15 protein-coding genes, 1 other RNA gene and 1 other annotated feature are annotated in these 17,575 nt (G+C 46.2%); of the genes, 15 read left to right on the top strand and 1 reads right to left on the bottom strand.

The window, feature by feature from the left end:
• The first annotated feature begins 3 nt into the window (after window positions 1–3).
• The 6 genes from ilvB (at window position 4) to aroB (ending at window position 8,084) form a co-directional block, all read left to right on the top strand.
• Window positions 4–1,686 carry a biosynthetic-type acetolactate synthase large subunit gene (gene ilvB, locus FLB61_RS00565; protein ID WP_221919127.1) on the top strand — a complete coding sequence of 561 codons (1,683 nt, stop codon included), beginning with the start codon at window positions 4–6 and terminating at the stop codon, window positions 1,684–1,686.
• A gap of 59 nt (window positions 1,687–1,745) precedes the next feature.
• Window positions 1,746–2,834 carry a 3-phosphoserine/phosphohydroxythreonine transaminase gene (gene serC, locus FLB61_RS00560; protein ID WP_087199546.1) on the top strand — a complete coding sequence of 363 codons (1,089 nt, stop codon included), beginning with the start codon at window positions 1,746–1,748 and terminating at the stop codon, window positions 2,832–2,834.
• Complete coding sequence (locus FLB61_RS00555) at window positions 2,827–3,990, top strand: phosphoglycerate dehydrogenase (protein WP_087211135.1); 1,164 nt, start codon at window positions 2,827–2,829, stop codon at window positions 3,988–3,990. Before serC ends, FLB61_RS00555 begins: the two co-directional genes overlap by 8 nt.
• A 91-nt stretch (window positions 3,991–4,081) precedes the next feature.
• Entirely contained in the window at window positions 4,082–5,569 is a 1,488-nt protein-coding gene (locus FLB61_RS00550) for a polysaccharide deacetylase family protein (protein ID WP_221919126.1), read from the top strand.
• A 65-nt stretch (window positions 5,570–5,634) separates the two neighbouring features.
• Window positions 5,635–5,882 (top strand) — a binding site (T-box leader).
• Window positions 5,883–5,976: 94 nt separating this feature from the next.
• Entirely contained in the window at window positions 5,977–6,990 is a 1,014-nt protein-coding gene (aroF, locus tag FLB61_RS00545; protein ID WP_087199740.1) for a 3-deoxy-7-phosphoheptulonate synthase, read from the top strand.
• A gap of 35 nt (window positions 6,991–7,025) precedes the next feature.
• Window positions 7,026–8,084, top strand: coding sequence for a 3-dehydroquinate synthase (aroB, locus tag FLB61_RS00540; protein ID WP_221919125.1), 1,059 nt, complete (start codon window positions 7,026–7,028; stop codon window positions 8,082–8,084).
• 33 nt (window positions 8,085–8,117) lie between these two features.
• Here aroB and FLB61_RS00535 read toward each other — a convergent pair whose 3' ends face one another.
• Complete coding sequence (locus FLB61_RS00535; protein ID WP_221919124.1) at window positions 8,118–9,293, bottom strand: ribose-phosphate pyrophosphokinase; 1,176 nt, start codon at window positions 9,291–9,293, stop codon at window positions 8,118–8,120.
• A 188-nt stretch (window positions 9,294–9,481) separates the two neighbouring features.
• On the opposite strand from FLB61_RS00535, the gene FLB61_RS00530 reads away from it, so the two are divergent.
• The 9 genes from FLB61_RS00530 (at window position 9,482) to FLB61_RS00490 (ending at window position 17,570) form a co-directional block, all read left to right on the top strand.
• Entirely contained in the window at window positions 9,482–10,825 is a 1,344-nt protein-coding gene (locus tag FLB61_RS00530) for a DUF512 domain-containing protein (protein ID WP_246599047.1), read from the top strand.
• Window positions 10,818–12,146, top strand: coding sequence for a ribosome biogenesis GTPase Der (der, locus tag FLB61_RS00525; RefSeq protein ID WP_087199554.1), 1,329 nt, complete (start codon window positions 10,818–10,820; stop codon window positions 12,144–12,146). Before FLB61_RS00530 ends, der begins: the two co-directional genes overlap by 8 nt.
• A 1-nt stretch (window position 12,147) precedes the next feature.
• The gene (plsY, locus tag FLB61_RS00520; RefSeq protein ID WP_087199556.1) at window positions 12,148–12,792 is read left to right on the top strand and encodes a glycerol-3-phosphate 1-O-acyltransferase PlsY; all 645 of its coding nucleotides are present in this window, start codon (window positions 12,148–12,150) and stop codon (window positions 12,790–12,792) included.
• A 10-nt stretch (window positions 12,793–12,802) separates the two neighbouring features.
• A complete protein-coding gene (locus FLB61_RS00515) occupies window positions 12,803–13,819 on the top strand; it encodes an NAD(P)H-dependent glycerol-3-phosphate dehydrogenase (RefSeq protein ID WP_087211145.1) in 1,017 nt (338 codons plus the stop codon).
• Window positions 13,820–13,890: 71 nt separating this feature from the next.
• Window positions 13,891–15,363: a stage IV sporulation protein A gene (spoIVA, locus tag FLB61_RS00510; RefSeq protein WP_221919123.1), complete on the top strand. Its 1,473-nt coding sequence runs from the start codon at window positions 13,891–13,893 to the stop codon at window positions 15,361–15,363.
• 116 nt (window positions 15,364–15,479) lie between these two features.
• Complete coding sequence (locus tag FLB61_RS00505; protein ID WP_087211151.1) at window positions 15,480–15,977, top strand: precorrin-2 dehydrogenase/sirohydrochlorin ferrochelatase family protein; 498 nt, start codon at window positions 15,480–15,482, stop codon at window positions 15,975–15,977.
• Window positions 15,968–16,447 (top strand): ribonuclease HI, encoded by a 480-nt coding sequence (rnhA, locus tag FLB61_RS00500; protein WP_221919122.1) that lies wholly within the window; start codon window positions 15,968–15,970, stop codon window positions 16,445–16,447. Before FLB61_RS00505 ends, rnhA begins: the two co-directional genes overlap by 10 nt.
• A 28-nt stretch (window positions 16,448–16,475) precedes the next feature.
• An RNA gene (gene rnpB, locus FLB61_RS00495) (RNase P RNA component class A) lies at window positions 16,476–16,821 on the top strand.
• 143 nt (window positions 16,822–16,964) lie between these two features.
• Window positions 16,965–17,570: a cytidylate kinase-like family protein gene (locus FLB61_RS00490; protein ID WP_087199566.1), complete on the top strand. Its 606-nt coding sequence runs from the start codon at window positions 16,965–16,967 to the stop codon at window positions 17,568–17,570.
• The last annotated feature ends 5 nt before the right edge of the window (window positions 17,571–17,575 follow it).

Here is a 17,575-nt window from a genome sequence, read left to right as displayed (position 1 = left end):
CATATGCAGCTTACAGGAGCAGAAATTGTAATCGAATGTTTAAAAGAGCAGGGCGTGGATACCGTTTTTGGATATCCGGGCGGAGCGATCCTGAATGTATATGATGCGTTGTATAAACATAAAAATGAGATCACACATATTCTAACATCCCATGAGCAGGGGGCAGCCCATGCTGCGGACGGATATGCGAGAGCAACCGGAAAAGTGGGGGTCTGTTTTGCTACAAGCGGTCCCGGAGCAACAAACCTTGTGACGGGGATTGCCACGGCATATATGGACTCTATCCCAGTGGTTGCCATTACGTGCAACGTGGGTGTATCGCTGCTCGGAAAAGACAGTTTTCAGGAAATTGATATTGCAGGGATCACGATGCCGATCACAAAGCACAATTATATCGTAAAAGATGTCAATGATCTGGCAAAAACGATCCGGAGAGCATTTATCATTGCGAAAAGAGGAAGGCCAGGACCGGTTCTCATCGATATCCCGAAAGATGTAACGGCAAATCTGGCTGAATATGAGCCGAAGATGATCGTGCCGCCTGAGAAAAAAGAGGATGTGTGCGAGAATGACCTGAAAATTGCGGCAGCGATGATTCAGGAAGCAAAGAAACCTTATATATTCATTGGAGGCGGAGCAGTTCTTTCCGGCGCAAGCGAAGAAATTTTTGAATTCGTCAAAAAGATAGATGCTCCGGTTACGGATTCTCTTATGGGAAAAGGGGCATTTCCGGGGACGGATCCGTATTATACCGGAATGCTCGGAATGCATGGTACAAAGACAGCCAACCACGGTGTAAGTGAATGCGATCTGCTTGTTGTTCTTGGAGCTCGTTTCAGTGACCGTGTAACTGGAAATGCTTCCAAGTTTGCGTCAAACGCTAAAATCCTGCAGATCGACGTTGATCCTGCAGAAATGAACAAAAACGTTGTTATTACGCACGGAGTGACCGGAGATCTCAGTATCGTGCTGAAAAAGCTGAATGCCATGATCAGCCAGCAGAATCACGCGGAATGGATTCGGACGATTGAAGCGTACAAAGAAAAATATCCGCTCAAATACCATCCGGATGTGTTGACAGGACCGTTTGTTGTGGAAGAGATTTACCGTCAGACAGAAGGAGATGCTATTATTGTCACGGAAGTCGGTCAGCACCAGATGTGGGCGGCGCAGTATTATAAATATAAAGAGCCGCGTACATTTCTTACATCCGGCGGACTTGGGACAATGGGATATGGTCTTGGTGCGTCTCTCGGAGCCAAGATGGGGCGCCCGGACAAATGTGTAGTCAATATTGCAGGGGACGGATGTTTCCGTATGAATATGAATGAAATCGCCACAGCAGTGAGACATCAGATTCCGATTATCCAGGTTGTGATCAACAATCATGTACTTGGCATGGTACGTCAGTGGCAGAATCTGTTTTACGGTCAGCGTTATTCCGCAACCGTGCTCAATGATAAAGTCGATTTTGTAAAGCTGGCGGAAGCGATGGGGGCAAAAGCATTCCGCGCTCAAACAAAAGAAGAATTCCAAGATGCATTTCAGAAAGCAAGAAGTCTGGGCGAGCCGGTTGTCATTGATTGCCAGATCGATTGTGACGACAAAGTGTGGCCGATGGTTGCACCTGGGGATGCTATAGACAAAGTTTTTGACGAAGAGGATCTTAAGAAAAAGATGCAATAGAATAAATCAAATAAAAGCCGGGCGAATGGGGAATGTTTGGCGGATATTCAGGAGGGAAAATGAAGAGAGTATATAATTTTTCAGCTGGTCCGGCCGTATTGCCGGAAGAAGTCTTAAAAGAAGCGGCGGCGGAGATGCTTGATTACAGGGGGACGGGAATGTCTGTTATGGAAATGAGCCATCGTTCGAAAACATTCGCCGGAATCATACAGACGGCTGAGCAGGATCTCAGGGATCTGCTTGCCATTCCGGATAATTACAAAGTCCTGTTTTTGCAGGGCGGAGCATCCACGCAGTTTGCCATGATACCGATGAACCTTATGAGGCGCAAGAAGGCGGACTATATCATTACGGGACAGTGGGCAAAAAAAGCCTGGCAAGAGGCGCAGAAGTATGGAAAAGCCAATGTGGCGGCATCTTCCGAGGACAAGACATTCTCCTATATTCCCGATCTGAGTAATCTCGCCATTTCGGAGGATGCGGACTATGTATATATCTGTGAGAACAATACGATCTATGGTACAAAGTTTAAGACATTGCCGGATACCAAGGGGAAACCTCTCGTTGCAGATGTTTCTTCCTGCTTCCTGTCTGAACCTGTAGATGTGACGAAATATGGAATACTCTACGGAGGAGCGCAGAAAAATATTGGTCCTGCAGGAGTGACGATCGTGATTATAAGGGAAGACCTTATCACAGAGGAAGTCCTTCCAGGCACACCGACGATGCTCCGCTACAAAACACACGCGGATGCGGGCTCTCTCTACAATACCCCGCCGGCTTATGGAATCTATATTTGCGGGAAAGTATTCCGCTGGCTTAAGAATCTGGGTGGACTCGAAGAGATGAAAAAGCGCAATGAGGAGAAGGCAAAGATTCTCTATGACTACCTGGATTCCAGCAGTCTTTTTCATGGGACAGTAAAGAAGAAAGACCGCTCTCTCATGAACGTTCCGTTCGTGACAGGGGACAAAGATCTGGATGCCAGATTCATACAGGAGGCCGAGGCCTCCGGTCTTGTCAACCTGAAAGGACATCGTTCGGTCGGTGGAATGAGAGCAAGTATATACAATGCCATGCCAAGAGAAGGTGTGGAGACACTTGTGGACTTTATGAAAAAGTATGAAAAGGAGATTCTGAATGTATAAGTATCATTGCTTGAATGCCATTTCAAAAAGCGGACTGGACATCTTTCCGGAAACATATGAAGCACAAGAGACAATGGAGTACGCGGATGCTGTCCTCGTGAGAAGCGCGTCTATGCATGAGATGGAATTTCCTCTGTGCCTGAAGGCTGTCGCCAGAGCGGGAGCGGGCGTCAATAATATCCCGCTGGAAGCTTGTGCGGAACGGGGGATCGTTGTGTTTAATACGCCCGGAGCCAATGCAAACGGGGTAAAGGAACTTGTCATTGCAGGGATGCTTCTGGCTTCAAGGGACATTATGGGCGGAATTGAATGGGTCAAGGCTCACGCCGGGGAAACAGATGTGGCAAAAAGGGCGGAAAAGCAGAAAAAAGAGTTTGCGGGCTGTGAGATCGAGGGAAAGAGACTTGGAGTGATCGGTCTTGGTGCCATCGGTGCGCTGGTGGCCAATGCAGCTCTTCATCTCGGAATGGAAGTGTACGGGTACGATCCGTATTTGTCTGTTGATTCGGCATGGAGTTTGTCGCGGCATATCCGACATGTGAAAGATGTGAATGAAATATACAGCCAGTGCGATTACATCACAGTACATGTACCGGCTTCGGAAAATACAAAAGGAATGATCGGGAAGGACGCCGTTCAAAAGATGAAAGACGGCGCTGTCCTTTTAAATTTTGCACGGGACATTCTTGTCGATGAACAGGATGTCATGGATGCATTGGAAAACGGAAAACTGAAAAAATATGTGACAGATTTTCCAAACCCGCAGACTGCGGGAAAAGATGGGGTTATCGTTATTCCTCATCTGGGGGCGTCCACGGAAGAGTCGGAAGAAAACTGTGCCAAAATGGCTGTAAAAGAAATCCGGGAATACCTTGAAAATGGCAATATCCGAAATTCGGTTAATTATCCGGACTGTGATATGGGAAAGCGGGGCAGCAATGCCAGGATCACGATCCTGCATCACAATGTTCCAAACATGATTGGACAGTTTACCGCAATTCTCGCGGGAAGAGACCTTAATATTGCCGATCTGACAAATAAAAGCCGGGGGAAATACGCATACACAATGATTGACGTGGATGCAGAAAATCTGGAAGGAGTGGAAAAGGACATCGAAAAGATACGGGATGTCCTGAAAGTTCGGATCATCTCATGATGTCAGAGGAAAAGTTTCTTGTTTCCGAAGAAAAAGTACGATATACTTCTACGTGTAGAAATATCGTACTTTTTTTGTGGGGTGTATACGAATGAAAAAAAGAAGACATGACTTCCGGATAAAACCGGAAAAGAATGCCGTGAAGGGGAGAAAAAGAAAACGGCAGAATTTGAGACTGATAGTTGCAGGAGCGGCCTGTATGCTGCTTTGTATGCTGGTCATGATTCTGATCGGAGGTCCGTCCATGCCGGAAGGAAAAGATGAGACAGTCATTTGTCTGACCGCGGATTCTGTAGAAATTATGCAGGATGGGCAGATCCCGGAACTGAAGGCAAAGGCCAAGTTTGCTGATCATGTGAAAGAAACAGAGAAAACGAAGCTTCTGAGCAAGGAAGCAGAGTATACAGTGCAGGATTTGGCAGACGATCTGAATCGGGGAGACGGGTACGAGATCGAGTGCAGTGCAGACGGCACGGTGGAGGGGACATTCCCGGTCAAGATCCGGCTTTCCAGTGATCTCAGGAATTCCCTGGAGAGTGAATGGCTTGGAAAAGTAAAGCTGGAATTAAAAACCGGAGAGGTAACTGTAAAAAACAGTTACGGGAGCTGGGACAAGGATCGCTTCAAAAAGAATGACGGCACTTATGCAGCAAATGAATTTATCAAGTCTAAGGGAGAGACCTTTTATTTTGACAGGAAAGGCAAGCTGGCCAAAGGCTGGCAGACTATCGGCGGAGCACGATATTATTTTGAAAAAGACGGCAGCATGAAGATCGGATGGCACAAATCGAAAAAGGCAGTATATTACTTAAAAGATGACGGCAGTGCCGCCGTAGGCTGGCAGACCATCGGCGAGGATCGGTATTACTTTGATCCGGATGGTAAAATGCTGACCGGAAAGAAAAAGGTCGGAGTGCAGGAGTGTATCTTTGCAGATGACGGAAAACTGAAGTCGGTTTCCGGCGGAGCAGATCCGGATAAGCCGATGATCGCCCTTACATTTGATGATGGGCCGGGACCAAGGACGGGAGAACTGCTGGAACAGTTGGAAAAGCATAACGCCAGAGCGACCTTTTTTATGCTCGGTAAGAACGCGAAAAAATATTCTCAGTTTGTCAAAAAGATGACGGAAATAAACTGCGAACTTGGCAATCACTCTTATGATCATGCAAAACTGACAAACCTGGATGAACAGCATGTAAAAATGCAGATCAAAGATACGAATGAGGCAGTAAGATACGCGAGCGGGCAGCCGCCGACTCTGCTGAGACCACCATACGGAGCAGTCAATGACATTGTCAAAGAAAACGTCGGAATGCCGATGATCATGTGGTCCATTGATACGCAGGATTGGAAGACAAAAGATATGCAGCAGACAGTGGACGCTGTTCTCTCTAAAGTAAAAGACGGGGATATCATACTGATGCACGACATCCATTCTTCCAGCATCGACGCGGCGCTCAGACTCATACCGGAGCTTCAGAGACGGGGGTTCCAGCTTGTTACGGTATCAGAACTTGCACAGGCGAGAGGAGAAACGATGCAAAATGGCGGAAAATATTTTCAATTCTATAGATAGAAAAAGTGTTGACAAACAGATTGTCGTGAAGTAAGATAAAAACAACTTAAAAATGAATCTGCTTTGAAAATACAGTGAAAAGAAGTAGTAGGCATCATGGAAAGTCACAGAGAGTCCCGGATTGGTGGAATGGGATACGAGAAGTGTTGCTGAATTCGTCTTGGAGTAGAGTGCTGAATGCGCAGGCTAGTAGGCATTTCCGGCAGCAGCCGTTATCTGCAAAGGTATATCTTTTTGTGAGAGTACCTGTTGAGGCAGTCATTGAGAGATGGCTGTGAATTGAGGTGGAACCACGGTATTGATCGTCCTCTGGAGTTTTCCAGAGGACTTTTTTATTCCACAGGAAAGTCCTTTTAAATTCCGTTTTGATATTTTCGATGCAGGAGAAAGAGCAGGAGGAACAGATCATGATTATTGTATTGAAGCCAAGAACCGCAGAAGAGGACCTGAACCGGGTAGTAAAGATGGTAGAAGGGAAAGGTCTCGAAGCCCATGTTGTAAGGGGAGAAGAGATGACGATCATCGGGTGTATCGGGGACACGGTGCGTATCGACCCGAGATTGTTTGAAGTGGACAGGAGTGTAGATAAGGTCATGCATGTCCAGGAACCATATAAGCTGGCAAACAGAGCGTTCCACCCGGAAGACTCGACAGTGGATGTGTCAGGAGTGAAAGTGGGCGGCGGACATATGGCAATGATTGCCGGTCCGTGTTCTGTTGAGACGGAAGAGCAAGTGATCGAAGTGGCGCGGGCTGTAAAGGCAGCAGGAGCAAATCTCCTTCGCGGAGGCGCATTCAAACCGCGTACGAGCCCGTACTCTTTCCAGGGACTGGGCTTGGAAGGACTGGATCTTTTGTGTAAAGCAAAGGAAGAAACAGGACTTCCGATTGTGACGGAACTGATGTCGGCGGAATATCTTGAAATTTTTGATGAAAAAGTGGATCTTATCCAAATTGGTGCAAGAAATATGCAGAATTTTGATCTTCTGAAACAGCTTGGACAGACAAAAAGACCAATCCTCCTTAAGAGGGGACTGAATGCCACATACGAAGAATGGGTTATGTCAGCCGAGTACATCATGGCTTCGGGAAATGAGAATGTCATTCTCTGCGAACGAGGGGTCCGTACATTCGAAACATATACAAGAAACACGTTGGATCTTCAGGCGATCCCGGTTTTGAGAAGAATGACACATCTTCCGGTCATCATCGATCCAAGTCATGCAGGAGGAAAATGGTGGCTTGTGGATTCCATGGCAAAAGCAGCTGTGGCAGCAGGAGCGGACGGTTTGATGATCGAAGTTCACAATAATCCGGAGCTGGCACTGTGTGATGGCGGACAATCTTTAAAACCGACAAAATATGCAGACCTTTTAAAGCAGCTTTCTAAGATTGCAGCGGCAGTAGGAAAAGAGTGGTAAATATTCCAAGGAAAGAAGTAAAGGCGGGAAGGGACATGAAATTGAATGTAAATCTGGGGGAGAAGAGTTATGAGATTTTTATTGAGAGAGGCGTTTTGAGAAGGGCTGCGGATCTGATCGCAGAAGTATTCCACGGGAAGAAGATCATGATCATTTCAGACGATCGTGTGTATGGATATTACGGAGAAGTTCTGAAAGAGCAACTTCAGACAAAGTGGGAATGTTACGAAGCGGTTGTCCCTCATGGAGAAGCATCAAAGAGTATGGCGATCCTGCCGGAGATCTATGGAAAGCTTCTGCAGGCAAAACTTTCCAGGAGCGATCTCATCGTAGCGCTCGGAGGGGGAGTGGTAGGAGATATGGCTGGATTCGCAGCTGCGACCTATCTGCGAGGGATTCCCTTCATACAGATTCCTACATCTCTTTTGGCTCAGGTGGATTCTTCCGTCGGAGGGAAGGTGGCGGTTGATCTGAAAGAAGGAAAAAACCTCGTAGGGGCTTTCTATCAGCCGAAGCTCGTTCTCATCGATCCAGACGTCCTTTCGACACTTCCGAAACGTTATATCAACGATGGGATGGGGGAAGTCATCAAGTACGGCTGCATAAAAGACAGAGGACTCTTCGATATACTGAAAAAGGCAAGGTCGTTTGAAGGGCTTGGAGAGGAGCTTACGGGAGTGATAGCCCGTTGTGTGGATATCAAACGACAGATAGTTGAGGAGGATCAATATGACACCGGGGAAAGGATGCTTTTGAATTTCGGACATACATTGGGACACGCTGTGGAACAGAAATTTGCCTATGAAAGAGAAAGTCACGGAGAGGCAGTGGCAGTTGGGATGTATCAGATCACGAAGATTTCGGAGAAGAAGGGAATGACAGAGGAGGGGACGGCAGAAGAGCTCAGAAAAGTGCTGGAGTCCTATGATCTTCCGATCAGCGCCGGGGTAAAGATGAAAGAGTTGAAAGCTGCGATGATGCTGGACAAGAAAAATCTTAACGACCGTCTGCGGATCATTCTGATCAAAAAAATGGGAGAAAGTTTTATCTTTCCGACAGATGTTGCGTTTTTTGAAGATGATATAACTGTATGATTCAAAAAAGGATAAGAGCACAAGGCTCTTATCCTATTTTTTTAAGCGGTGCTTATCCAGGAGAGCGTGAAGCTTGTCCGTAGGATTCAGAACCGAACTGATGGAGATATCGTGATTCAGGGAGTCGATGATAATGGCAAGAAATTTGCTCATATCCGCTTCCACAAAATATGGTTTTTCATAAATTTCCGGCGGAAGATAAGTAAGGTTTGTTGTGATCAGACGATCGATATAGCCGGTATTATAGTAATCGTCAAATTTTTGGAACCCTTCTGTGAAAAGGCCGAAGGTTGTACAGACAAACACACGGGATGCGCCGCGGTCTTTGATCTGCCGTGCAACATCCAGCATACTTTCTCCGGATGCGATCATATCGTCCACGATGATAACAGTCTTTCCTTTCACGTCATCGCCAAGGAATTCATGGGCAACAATCGGATTCTTTCCGTTGATGATCGTGGAATAATCGCGGCGTTTATAGAACATTCCCATGTCTACGCCAAGAACATTGGAAAAATACACAGCACGGTGCATAGCTCCTTCGTCCGGGCTTACGACCATCAGATGTTCCTTGTCTGTCTGAAGCTCAGGTTCTGCTTTTAAAAGAGCCTTCATAAACTGATACGGCGGATTGAAATTGTCAAATCCTTTTAATGGAATCGCATTCTGGACACGTGGGTCATGGGCGTCGAATGTGATGATATTGGAGACACCCATATCGACCAGTTCCTCCAGAGCAAGGGCACAGTCCAGAGATTCGCGTTTCGTGCGTTTATGCTGGCGGCTTTCATAGAGAAACGGCATGATAACGTTGATCCGTCTGGCTTTTCCAGTAGCAGCGGAAATAATACGTTTCAGATCCTGATAGTGATCATCCGGCGACATATGATTGAGATGTCCGTTTACAGAGTAAGTCAGACTATAATTGCAGATATCAACCATCACAAACAGGTCTTTTCCGCGGATCGTCTCGTTTAAAATACCCTTTGCCTCCCCGGAGCCAAACCGAGGACAGCTGTGTTTTACAAGATAGTTTTCCTGCATATAAGTAGAAAAAAGTGCAGAGTCTACATATTTGTTCAGGGATTCCTTGCGGAACTGCACAATGTAGTCATTGACTTTCTCTCCCATTTTTTCGCAGCTTTTTAAAGCAGCGATTTTCAGTGGGGCAACAGGCAGAGCCTGTTCCAGTAATTGAATATTTGGCATTATTGGTCTCCTATATCGTTTGTATTTCCAGATTTTGGTTCTTTTTACGTTTGCAAAGGCTAACGCTACCCTAATTTATACCATTTTTTTAGAGGGATGGCAAGAAAGGGAACGAAAAAATTGCATTTTCAGAGGGAATTTAGTATGATAGAAAACAGGAAAGAAAGCAGAACAGGAGAAAAACAAGCATGAGCATGAGACAGATGCCAAAAAAGCATGAGCATATTGTAGCGTCAGTGGAGGAAGGAAGCATTGCCTGCGAGATGGGCATCGAAAAAGGCGATAAGCTGATTTCCATCAATGACAATGAGATCGAGGATGTATTTGATTATCACTACTACGTCAATGATGAATACCTGGTCGTCCTGATCCAAAAACCGGACGGCGAAGAGTGGGAGCTGGAGATCGAAAAAGAGTATGAGGAGGATCTTGGGATCACATTTGAACAGGGGTTGATGGATGAATACCGTTCTTGCCGGAATCACTGTGTATTCTGTTTTATCGATCAGATGCCGAAAGGGATGAGGGAGACACTTTACTTTAAAGATGATGATTCCAGGCTTTCCTTTCTTCAGGGGAATTACATTACTCTTACAAATATGAGCGACCATGATATTGACAGGATCATCCGGTATCATCTGGAGCCGATCAATATCTCGTTCCACACGACAAACCCCAAGCTTCGCTGTAAGATGCTCCACAACCGGTTCGCCGGGGAAGCTCTCCGGAAAGTAGACAGACTTTACGAGGGCGGGATAACAATGAATGGGCAGATCGTCCTGTGCAAAGGGCTCAATGATGGGGAAGAGCTGGAGAGAAGTCTGAGTGATCTCTCCGGGTATATTCCGAATCTTCAGAGCGTGTCGGTCGTTCCGGTAGGATTGAGCAAATACCGGGACGGACTTTATCCTCTTGAGCCGTTTACCAGGGAAGATGCGCGCGAAGTGCTGGAGGTAATCCACCGCTGGCAGGAAAAGCTTTATAAGAAATATGGATATCATTTTATCCATGCAGGGGATGAGTGGTATATCCTGGCAGGTTATGAAGTGCCTGAGGCGGAACGGTATGACGGGTATCTTCAGCTGGAAAATGGGGTGGGGATGATACGTCTTTTGAAAGATGAGTTCCAGGAGGCGTTTGAGAACCTGGAACCTATAGACAGAACGATCCACATCTCCATGGCGACCGGAGTGCTTGCATATGACTACCTGAAAGAATTTCTGGAAAAGATGAAAGAAAAGTGCCCGAATCTGAAAGTACACCTCTACAAAATCCGAAATGACTTTTTCGGAGAGCGGATCACAGTGTCAGGGTTGATCACAGGTCAGGATCTGATCAGTCAGCTTAAGGGACAGGAACTTGGGGAGAGGCTGCTCTTGCCTTGCAATATGTTAAGAAGCGGCGAACCGGTATTTCTGGATGATGTGACAGTACAGGAATTAGAAGATGCTTTACAAGTGAAGACAGATATTGTAAAATCAAGCGGACAGGATTTTATCGATTCGATCATAAAGGAGAGAAAACATGAGTAAACCAGTAGTTGCAATAGTCGGCAGACCGAACGTAGGTAAATCTACCTTATTTAATGTTCTGGCCGGCGAAATGATTTCTATTGTAAAAGATACACCGGGTGTGACAAGAGACCGTATCTACGCGGATGTTTCCTGGCTTGACAGAGAATTTACCCTCATAGACACAGGGGGTATTGAACCGGAAAGCAGTGACATCATCCTTTCCCAGATGAGGGAACAGGCACAGATCGCCATAGATACGGCGGATGTTATCATTTTTATCACGGATGTCCGACAGGGGCTTGTGGATGCGGATTCCAAAGTGGCAGACATGCTCAGACGCGCCAGAAAACCGGTCATCCTGGCAGTAAATAAAGTGGACAATTTTCATAAATTCATGCCGGATGTCTATGAATTTTACAATTTGGGGATCGGAGATCCGACGCCGGTATCCGCCGCATCAAGGCTTGGGATCGGGGATCTTCTGGACACGGTTATTTCCTATTTTCCGGAGGACAAAGAGGAAGAGGAAGAAGATGACAGACCGAGGATCGCTATCGTCGGAAAACCAAATGTAGGGAAGTCGTCAATAGTAAATAAATTATTGGGAGAAAACCGTGTGATTGTTTCGGATATTGCCGGGACAACAAGGGATGCTATTGATACGAACATTGTCCATAATGGAAAAGAGTATGTATTCATCGACACAGCGGGACTTCGCAGAAAGAACAAGATAAAAGAAGAACTGGAACGATACAGTATCATTCGTACAGTTACTGCTGTGGAACGGGCGGATGTAGTTCTCATGGTCATCGACGCAGTGGAAGGCGTGACAGAGCAGGATGCTAAGATTGCGGGGATCGCCCATGAGAGAGGAAAAGGTATCATTATTGTTGTCAATAAATGGGATGCCATCGAGAAAAACGACAAAACAATGCGGGAGTACGAAAAGAAGATCCGAACGGTTCTTTCCTATATGCCGTATGCCGAGATCATGTATGTGTCCGCAAAGACCGGGCAGAGGCTGCCAAAGCTTTTTGATATGATTGATATGGTAATTGAGAATCAGACGCTCCGCATTGCAACAGGTGTACTTAATGAGATCATGACAGAAGCGGTTGCAATGCAGCAGCCGCCTTCAGACAAAGGAAAGCGTCTGAAACTTTACTATATTACCCAGGTTTCCGTAAAACCGCCTACTTTTGTGATCTTTGTCAATGATAAAGAATTGATGCATTTTTCTTATACAAGATATCTGGAAAATAAGATCCGGGAAGCATTCGGATTTAAGGGGACATCGCTGAAATTTTTTATCCGGGAGCGCAAGGAGAAGGAGCAGTAAGATGGAACGGTTGATTTGCATTGGAATCGGATATATTTTTGGGCTGTTTCAGACAGGCTACATATATGGAAAATTGCACCACGTAGATATCAGAAAGATGGGAAGCGGCAATGCCGGATCGACGAACGCGCTTCGCACACTCGGGATAAAAGCAGGAGCCGTTACATTTTTTGGAGACTGCTTCAAATGCATTTTTGCAGTGCTTATCGCCCGTCTGATTTTTGGAAATACCAAAGGAGACATTCTCCCGCTCCTTTCCATGTATGCCGGATTGGGAGCTGTGCTTGGACATAATTTCCCATTTTATATGAAATTCAAAGGCGGAAAAGGGATCGCTGCTATGGCAGGGCTCCTTGCAGCTACCACGAATATCTGGATTTGCTTGATTGCGCTTGCTGTATTTGTTACAATAGTAGCAGCAACAAAATATGTATCCGTCGGTTCGATTGCGGTCGTGATCATTTTCTTTGCAGGCGTGGTAATAAGAGGGCAGATCGGAGACTATGGCATGGAAGGAGCGCCCCTCTATGAGATGTATGTTGTGGCGGGCTTTCTGGCTTTGATGGCCATCTGGAAACATCGGGCCAACATTGGCCGGCTTTTGAACGGAACGGAAAATAAAATCAGCTTCGGAAAGAAAAAATAGGAGGCATGGTATGGCAAAAGTTGGTATTATGGGAGCTGGAAGCTGGGGTACAGCGATTGCCTGGCTTTTGACAAACAACGGAAATGATGTGACTGTATGGTCCATTGATGAGAAAGAAGTAAAAGAGCTTGACAGAGAAAGAGAACATAAAAGCAAGCTTCCGGGCGTGAAGCTCCAGGACAGTATCTGTTTTACGAATGTGATGGAAGAAGGAGTCAAAGACAAAGATTTCGTCGTGCTGGCAGTTCCTTCTCCGTTTACGAGAGAGACAGCACGAAAGATGAGGCCGTATGTAGCGGAAGGTCAGATTCTTGTCAATGTGGCAAAAGGAATCGAGGAGACGACGCTCATGACGCTGAGTCAGCAAATCGAAGAGGAAGTGCCGCAGGCGGATGTGGCTGTCCTTTCAGGCCCAAGCCACGCGGAAGAAGTGGGAAGAGGGCTTCCGACTACCTGCGTTGTAGGTGCGAGGACGAAAAAGACAGCAGAATATCTGCAGCAGGTATTCATGAGTGAAGTGTTCCGTGTTTACACAAGTCCGGATATCCTGGGAATTGAGCTTGGCGGTTCTCTGAAGAATGTCATCGCACTGGCAGCAGGAACTGCCGACGGGCTTGGTTACGGAGATAACACCAAGGCAGCGCTGATCACAAGAGGGATCGCAGAGATCTCGAGACTCGGGGTAAAGATGGGTGGAAAGATCCAGACATTTACAGGGCTTACAGGAATAGGAGACCTGATCGTGACCTGTGCAAGCGTTCACAGCCGAAACCGGAAGGCGGGCTATCTCATCGGAAAAGGGATGACGATGGAGGAAGCCATGGCTGAAGTAAAGATGGTTGTGGAAGGAGTCTATTCTGCCAAAGCTGCTATGGCCCTTGCGAAAAAGTACGAGGTGTCCATGCCGATCGTAGAGCAGGTAAACGCGGTGCTTTTTGACGGCAAAGACCCGGGGGAAGCGGTAAAAGAGCTAATGCTTCGGGACAGAAAAACAGAACACAGTGAACTTCCTTGGGAAAATGAGTAGATGATTCCAAGGTCTAAAAGCCCTCTTGTATGCATACACTTGTATCAGCATTACAAGGGGGTAATTTTATTATGGAAAGTTTTCAGCTTTATCATGATATGCAGGCAAGAACAAACGGGGAAATCTATCTTGGAGTGGTAGGGCCTGTCCGTACCGGGAAATCTACTTTTATCAAACGATTTATGGATCTTCTTGTGATCCCGCATATGGAAGATGAGAATCAAAAGGCGCGAACGATGGATGAGCTTCCACAGTCCTCGTCTGGGAAGACAATTATGACAACAGAGCCCAAATTTATTCCGAAAGAGGCGGCTGATCTTGTTCTGTCGGATGATGTGAAGGTAAAGGTACGTCTCATCGACTGTGTCGGATATATGACGGAAGGGGCGAAAGGGCATATCGAGGATGGGGAAGAACGAAAAGTAAAAACACCGTGGTTCGACTACGAAATCCTGTTCACGAAAGCGGCGGGGATTGGAACAAGAAAGGTCATTCACGACCATGCCACCATCGGGATTGTCGTCACAACGGACGGAACCATCGGAGAAATCCCAAGGGAGTCATATCGCGATCCGGAGGAGAAGACGATAAGGGAGCTAAAAGAGATCGGGAAACCATTCCTCGTGCTTGTTAACTCCTCCCGCCCTTATGGAAAGGAAGCGATGGAGACTGCAGAAGAGATACGGAATAAGTTTGAAGTGACAGTCCTTCCTGTGAACTGTGAGCAGCTGAAAGAGGAGGATATCCATCAGATGATGGAGGCGATCCTTTTTGAATTCCCGGTATCGGAACTGGAATTCTACATTCCCAAATGGGTGGAAATGCTTCCGAGAGAACATAAGATCAAGGCTGAGTTAATCGGAGAAATCCGCAGAATGATGGAGGAACGAACAGAAATCAGAGATTTTGTAGGCGGCATTCCGAAATCGGAACTTACGTACATAGAGTCCGTCCGAGTGGAGAAGATTGAGATGGATACAGGATGTGTAAAAATCGAGATACGGGTTTATGAAAAATTTTATTATGAAATGCTCAGCGAAATGACAGGAACACAGATCCGCAATGAGTATGAACTTTTAAAATCCATGAAGGAGATGTCCGGACTCCGGACAGAGTACGCCCATGTGAAAGACGCTATGGACAGTGTCAAGATGAAAGGGTATGGAGTCGTAAGTCCGATCAAAGAGGAAATCCGGATGGCTGAACCAGAGATCATCCGGCAGGGAAACAAATACGGGGTAAAGATCCATTCCGAAGCGCCATCCATCCATATGATACAAGCCAATATTGAAACAGAGATCGCACCGATCGTGGGAAATGAACAGCAGGCTCAAGATGTCATCCGCTATATCAAAGAAGCAAAAGAGAGCGAAGAGGGCGTGTGGAAGACGAATATCTTCGGAAAGTCCATAGAGGAACTTGTCATGGATGGAATGAAAAACAAGATCACGATGATCAACGACGAATGCCAGGTCAAACTTCAGGATACAATGCAGAAGATTGTAAACGACAGCAACGGAGGAATTGTCTGCATCATTATCTGACAGTATAAAAAAGATAAACTTTAGAGCAGCGGGTGTGGTATAATGGGGCTGTCAGATCAAAACGGCGGCCCCTGTCCGGGAAGAAACAGCGCCGTGAATGAAGAGGAGAAAATAAAGTGAGAGAAAGATATCCCAGATTTCCTGTTTTTATCCGTCTCGATGACAGACAGATTCTTTTTTTCGGGGCCGGATCTGTCGCGAAGCGGCGGATCCAGGTTCTTTTGTCCTTCGGAGCGAAGATCCAAGTCATTGCTCCGAAGATACCTGGGAGTGTCGAAGAGCAATTTCGGACATGGATCAAGACAGGACAAGTTCATTATAAAAAGAAGCAGTTTGAAGAGACGGATCTGGAAAAAAGTATGTTCATGGTCTTCGCGGCAACTGACAAACCGGAAGTAAATGCGATGATTGCCCGTCTCTGTAGAAAACGGGGGATTCCAGTCAATAATGCCTCCGATGCTTCCGACTGTGATTTCTTCTTTCCATCTGTCGTGAGAAAGGAAGACATTGTGATCGGAATTACCGGAAATGGGGAAGATCATAGAAAAGTCAGGGAAGTACGTGAGATGATACAGTGGAAAAGCGATGAAAAGGAGGAACATATATGCTTGTAAAAATATATACGGATGGTGCGGCGAGGGGCAACCCGGACGGACCGGGAGGATACGGCGTGATTCTGGAATATACAGATAGAAAAGGGGAACTGCACACGAAGGAGATTTCTCAGGGTTATGTAAAGACGACAAATAACCGGATGGAACTTATGGCTGTCATTGCCGGACTGGAAGCGCTGAATCGGCCGTGCGAGGTGGAGGTTTATTCTGATTCACAGTATGTTGTCAACGCATTCAACCAGCACTGGATAGAAAGCTGGATCAAAAAAAACTGGAAACGAGGAAAGAATGAACCGGTTAAAAATACGGATCTCTGGAAGAGACTTCTTGCGGCAAAAGAAAACCATCACGTCACTTTTATCTGGGTAAAAGGGCACGATGGCCACCCGCAGAATGAGCGCTGCGACATACTTGCCACAACTGCTGCAGATGGAAATGATCGGATTGTTGATGAAGGGCTTGCCATTTAGACATGGATATGGTATGGTATTACAGGCATAAGTAGGACAAACAGTCGCGGATGCAAGTCCCGAAAGGGAGCAGACGAGGAAAGTCCGGGCTTCACAGGGCAGGATGCCGGATAACGTCCGGTGGAGGCGACTCCAAGGATAGTGCAACAGAAATAAACCGCCGCTTATGCGGTAAGGGTGGAAAGGCAGTGTAAGAGACTACCGCCTTTCTGGTAACAGGGAGGGCACATGTAAACCCCATCCGAAGAAAGACCGAATGAAAACGATACGGCGGCCCGTCGTGTTTTAGGTGGGTTGATGGAACCCCGTGGCGACATGGGGTCTAGATAGATGACTGTTCGAGACATAACCCGGCTTACCGTCCTGCTCATGCCATCTGATAGAAAGAGAAGAAACAGATGTTTTGGGAACCAGTACAGAAAAATCTGTATTCAGGTTCCTTTTTGATTGAAAAAATGATAAAATACAGGTAGAGATCTACGGCTTTTAATATGAAAACCAGAGGAGGTGCAAGTATATGAGTAAACGCATTATTACCATTAACCGTATGTACGGAAGCAATGGACGGCGGATAGGGAGAAAACTGGCCCAGGAACTTGGAATTCATTTTTATGACAAAGAGTTGATTCTCCTGGCAAGTGAAAAAAGAGGGATAGATATTCCATATGAGGAACTTGTAAAGATCGATGAGACGAGGGCAAGTTCCTGGCGGTATCCGGTGGATGACCAGTATCAGATGGAACCAAAATATCGTCATGACCCACTAAACGACGTGCTGTTTGCCGCAGAGAAAGAGGTTATCCAGGAAATAGCGCAGAAAGAAGATTGTGTCATCGTTGGAAGATGTGCAAATGATATATTGGAAGGACAATGCAGAAGTGTTTATATCTATGCACCTCTGGAAAAACGAATAGAGACAGTCGTGGAACGTGCGAAGACAGATGAGAAGACAGCGCGTGCGCTGATAAAGAAGATGGATAAACAAAGAAGAATATTTTACAATTATTATACAGACAAGAAGTGGAATGATATGGAACAGTATGATCTCTGCATTGACAGCAGTAAATTTACGGACGAAGAGATCGTGACAATGCTGGCATCTATGTATGCGCATATCTCATGACAGAA

It is taken from the genome of Sellimonas caecigallum (genome assembly GCF_019754295.1).
In the GTDB taxonomy this organism is placed as follows: domain Bacteria; phylum Bacillota; class Clostridia; order Lachnospirales; family Lachnospiraceae; genus Sellimonas; species Sellimonas caecigallum.
Note: the sequence above shows the minus strand (reverse complement) of the source record. Positions and strands in the feature narration are given on the sequence as shown.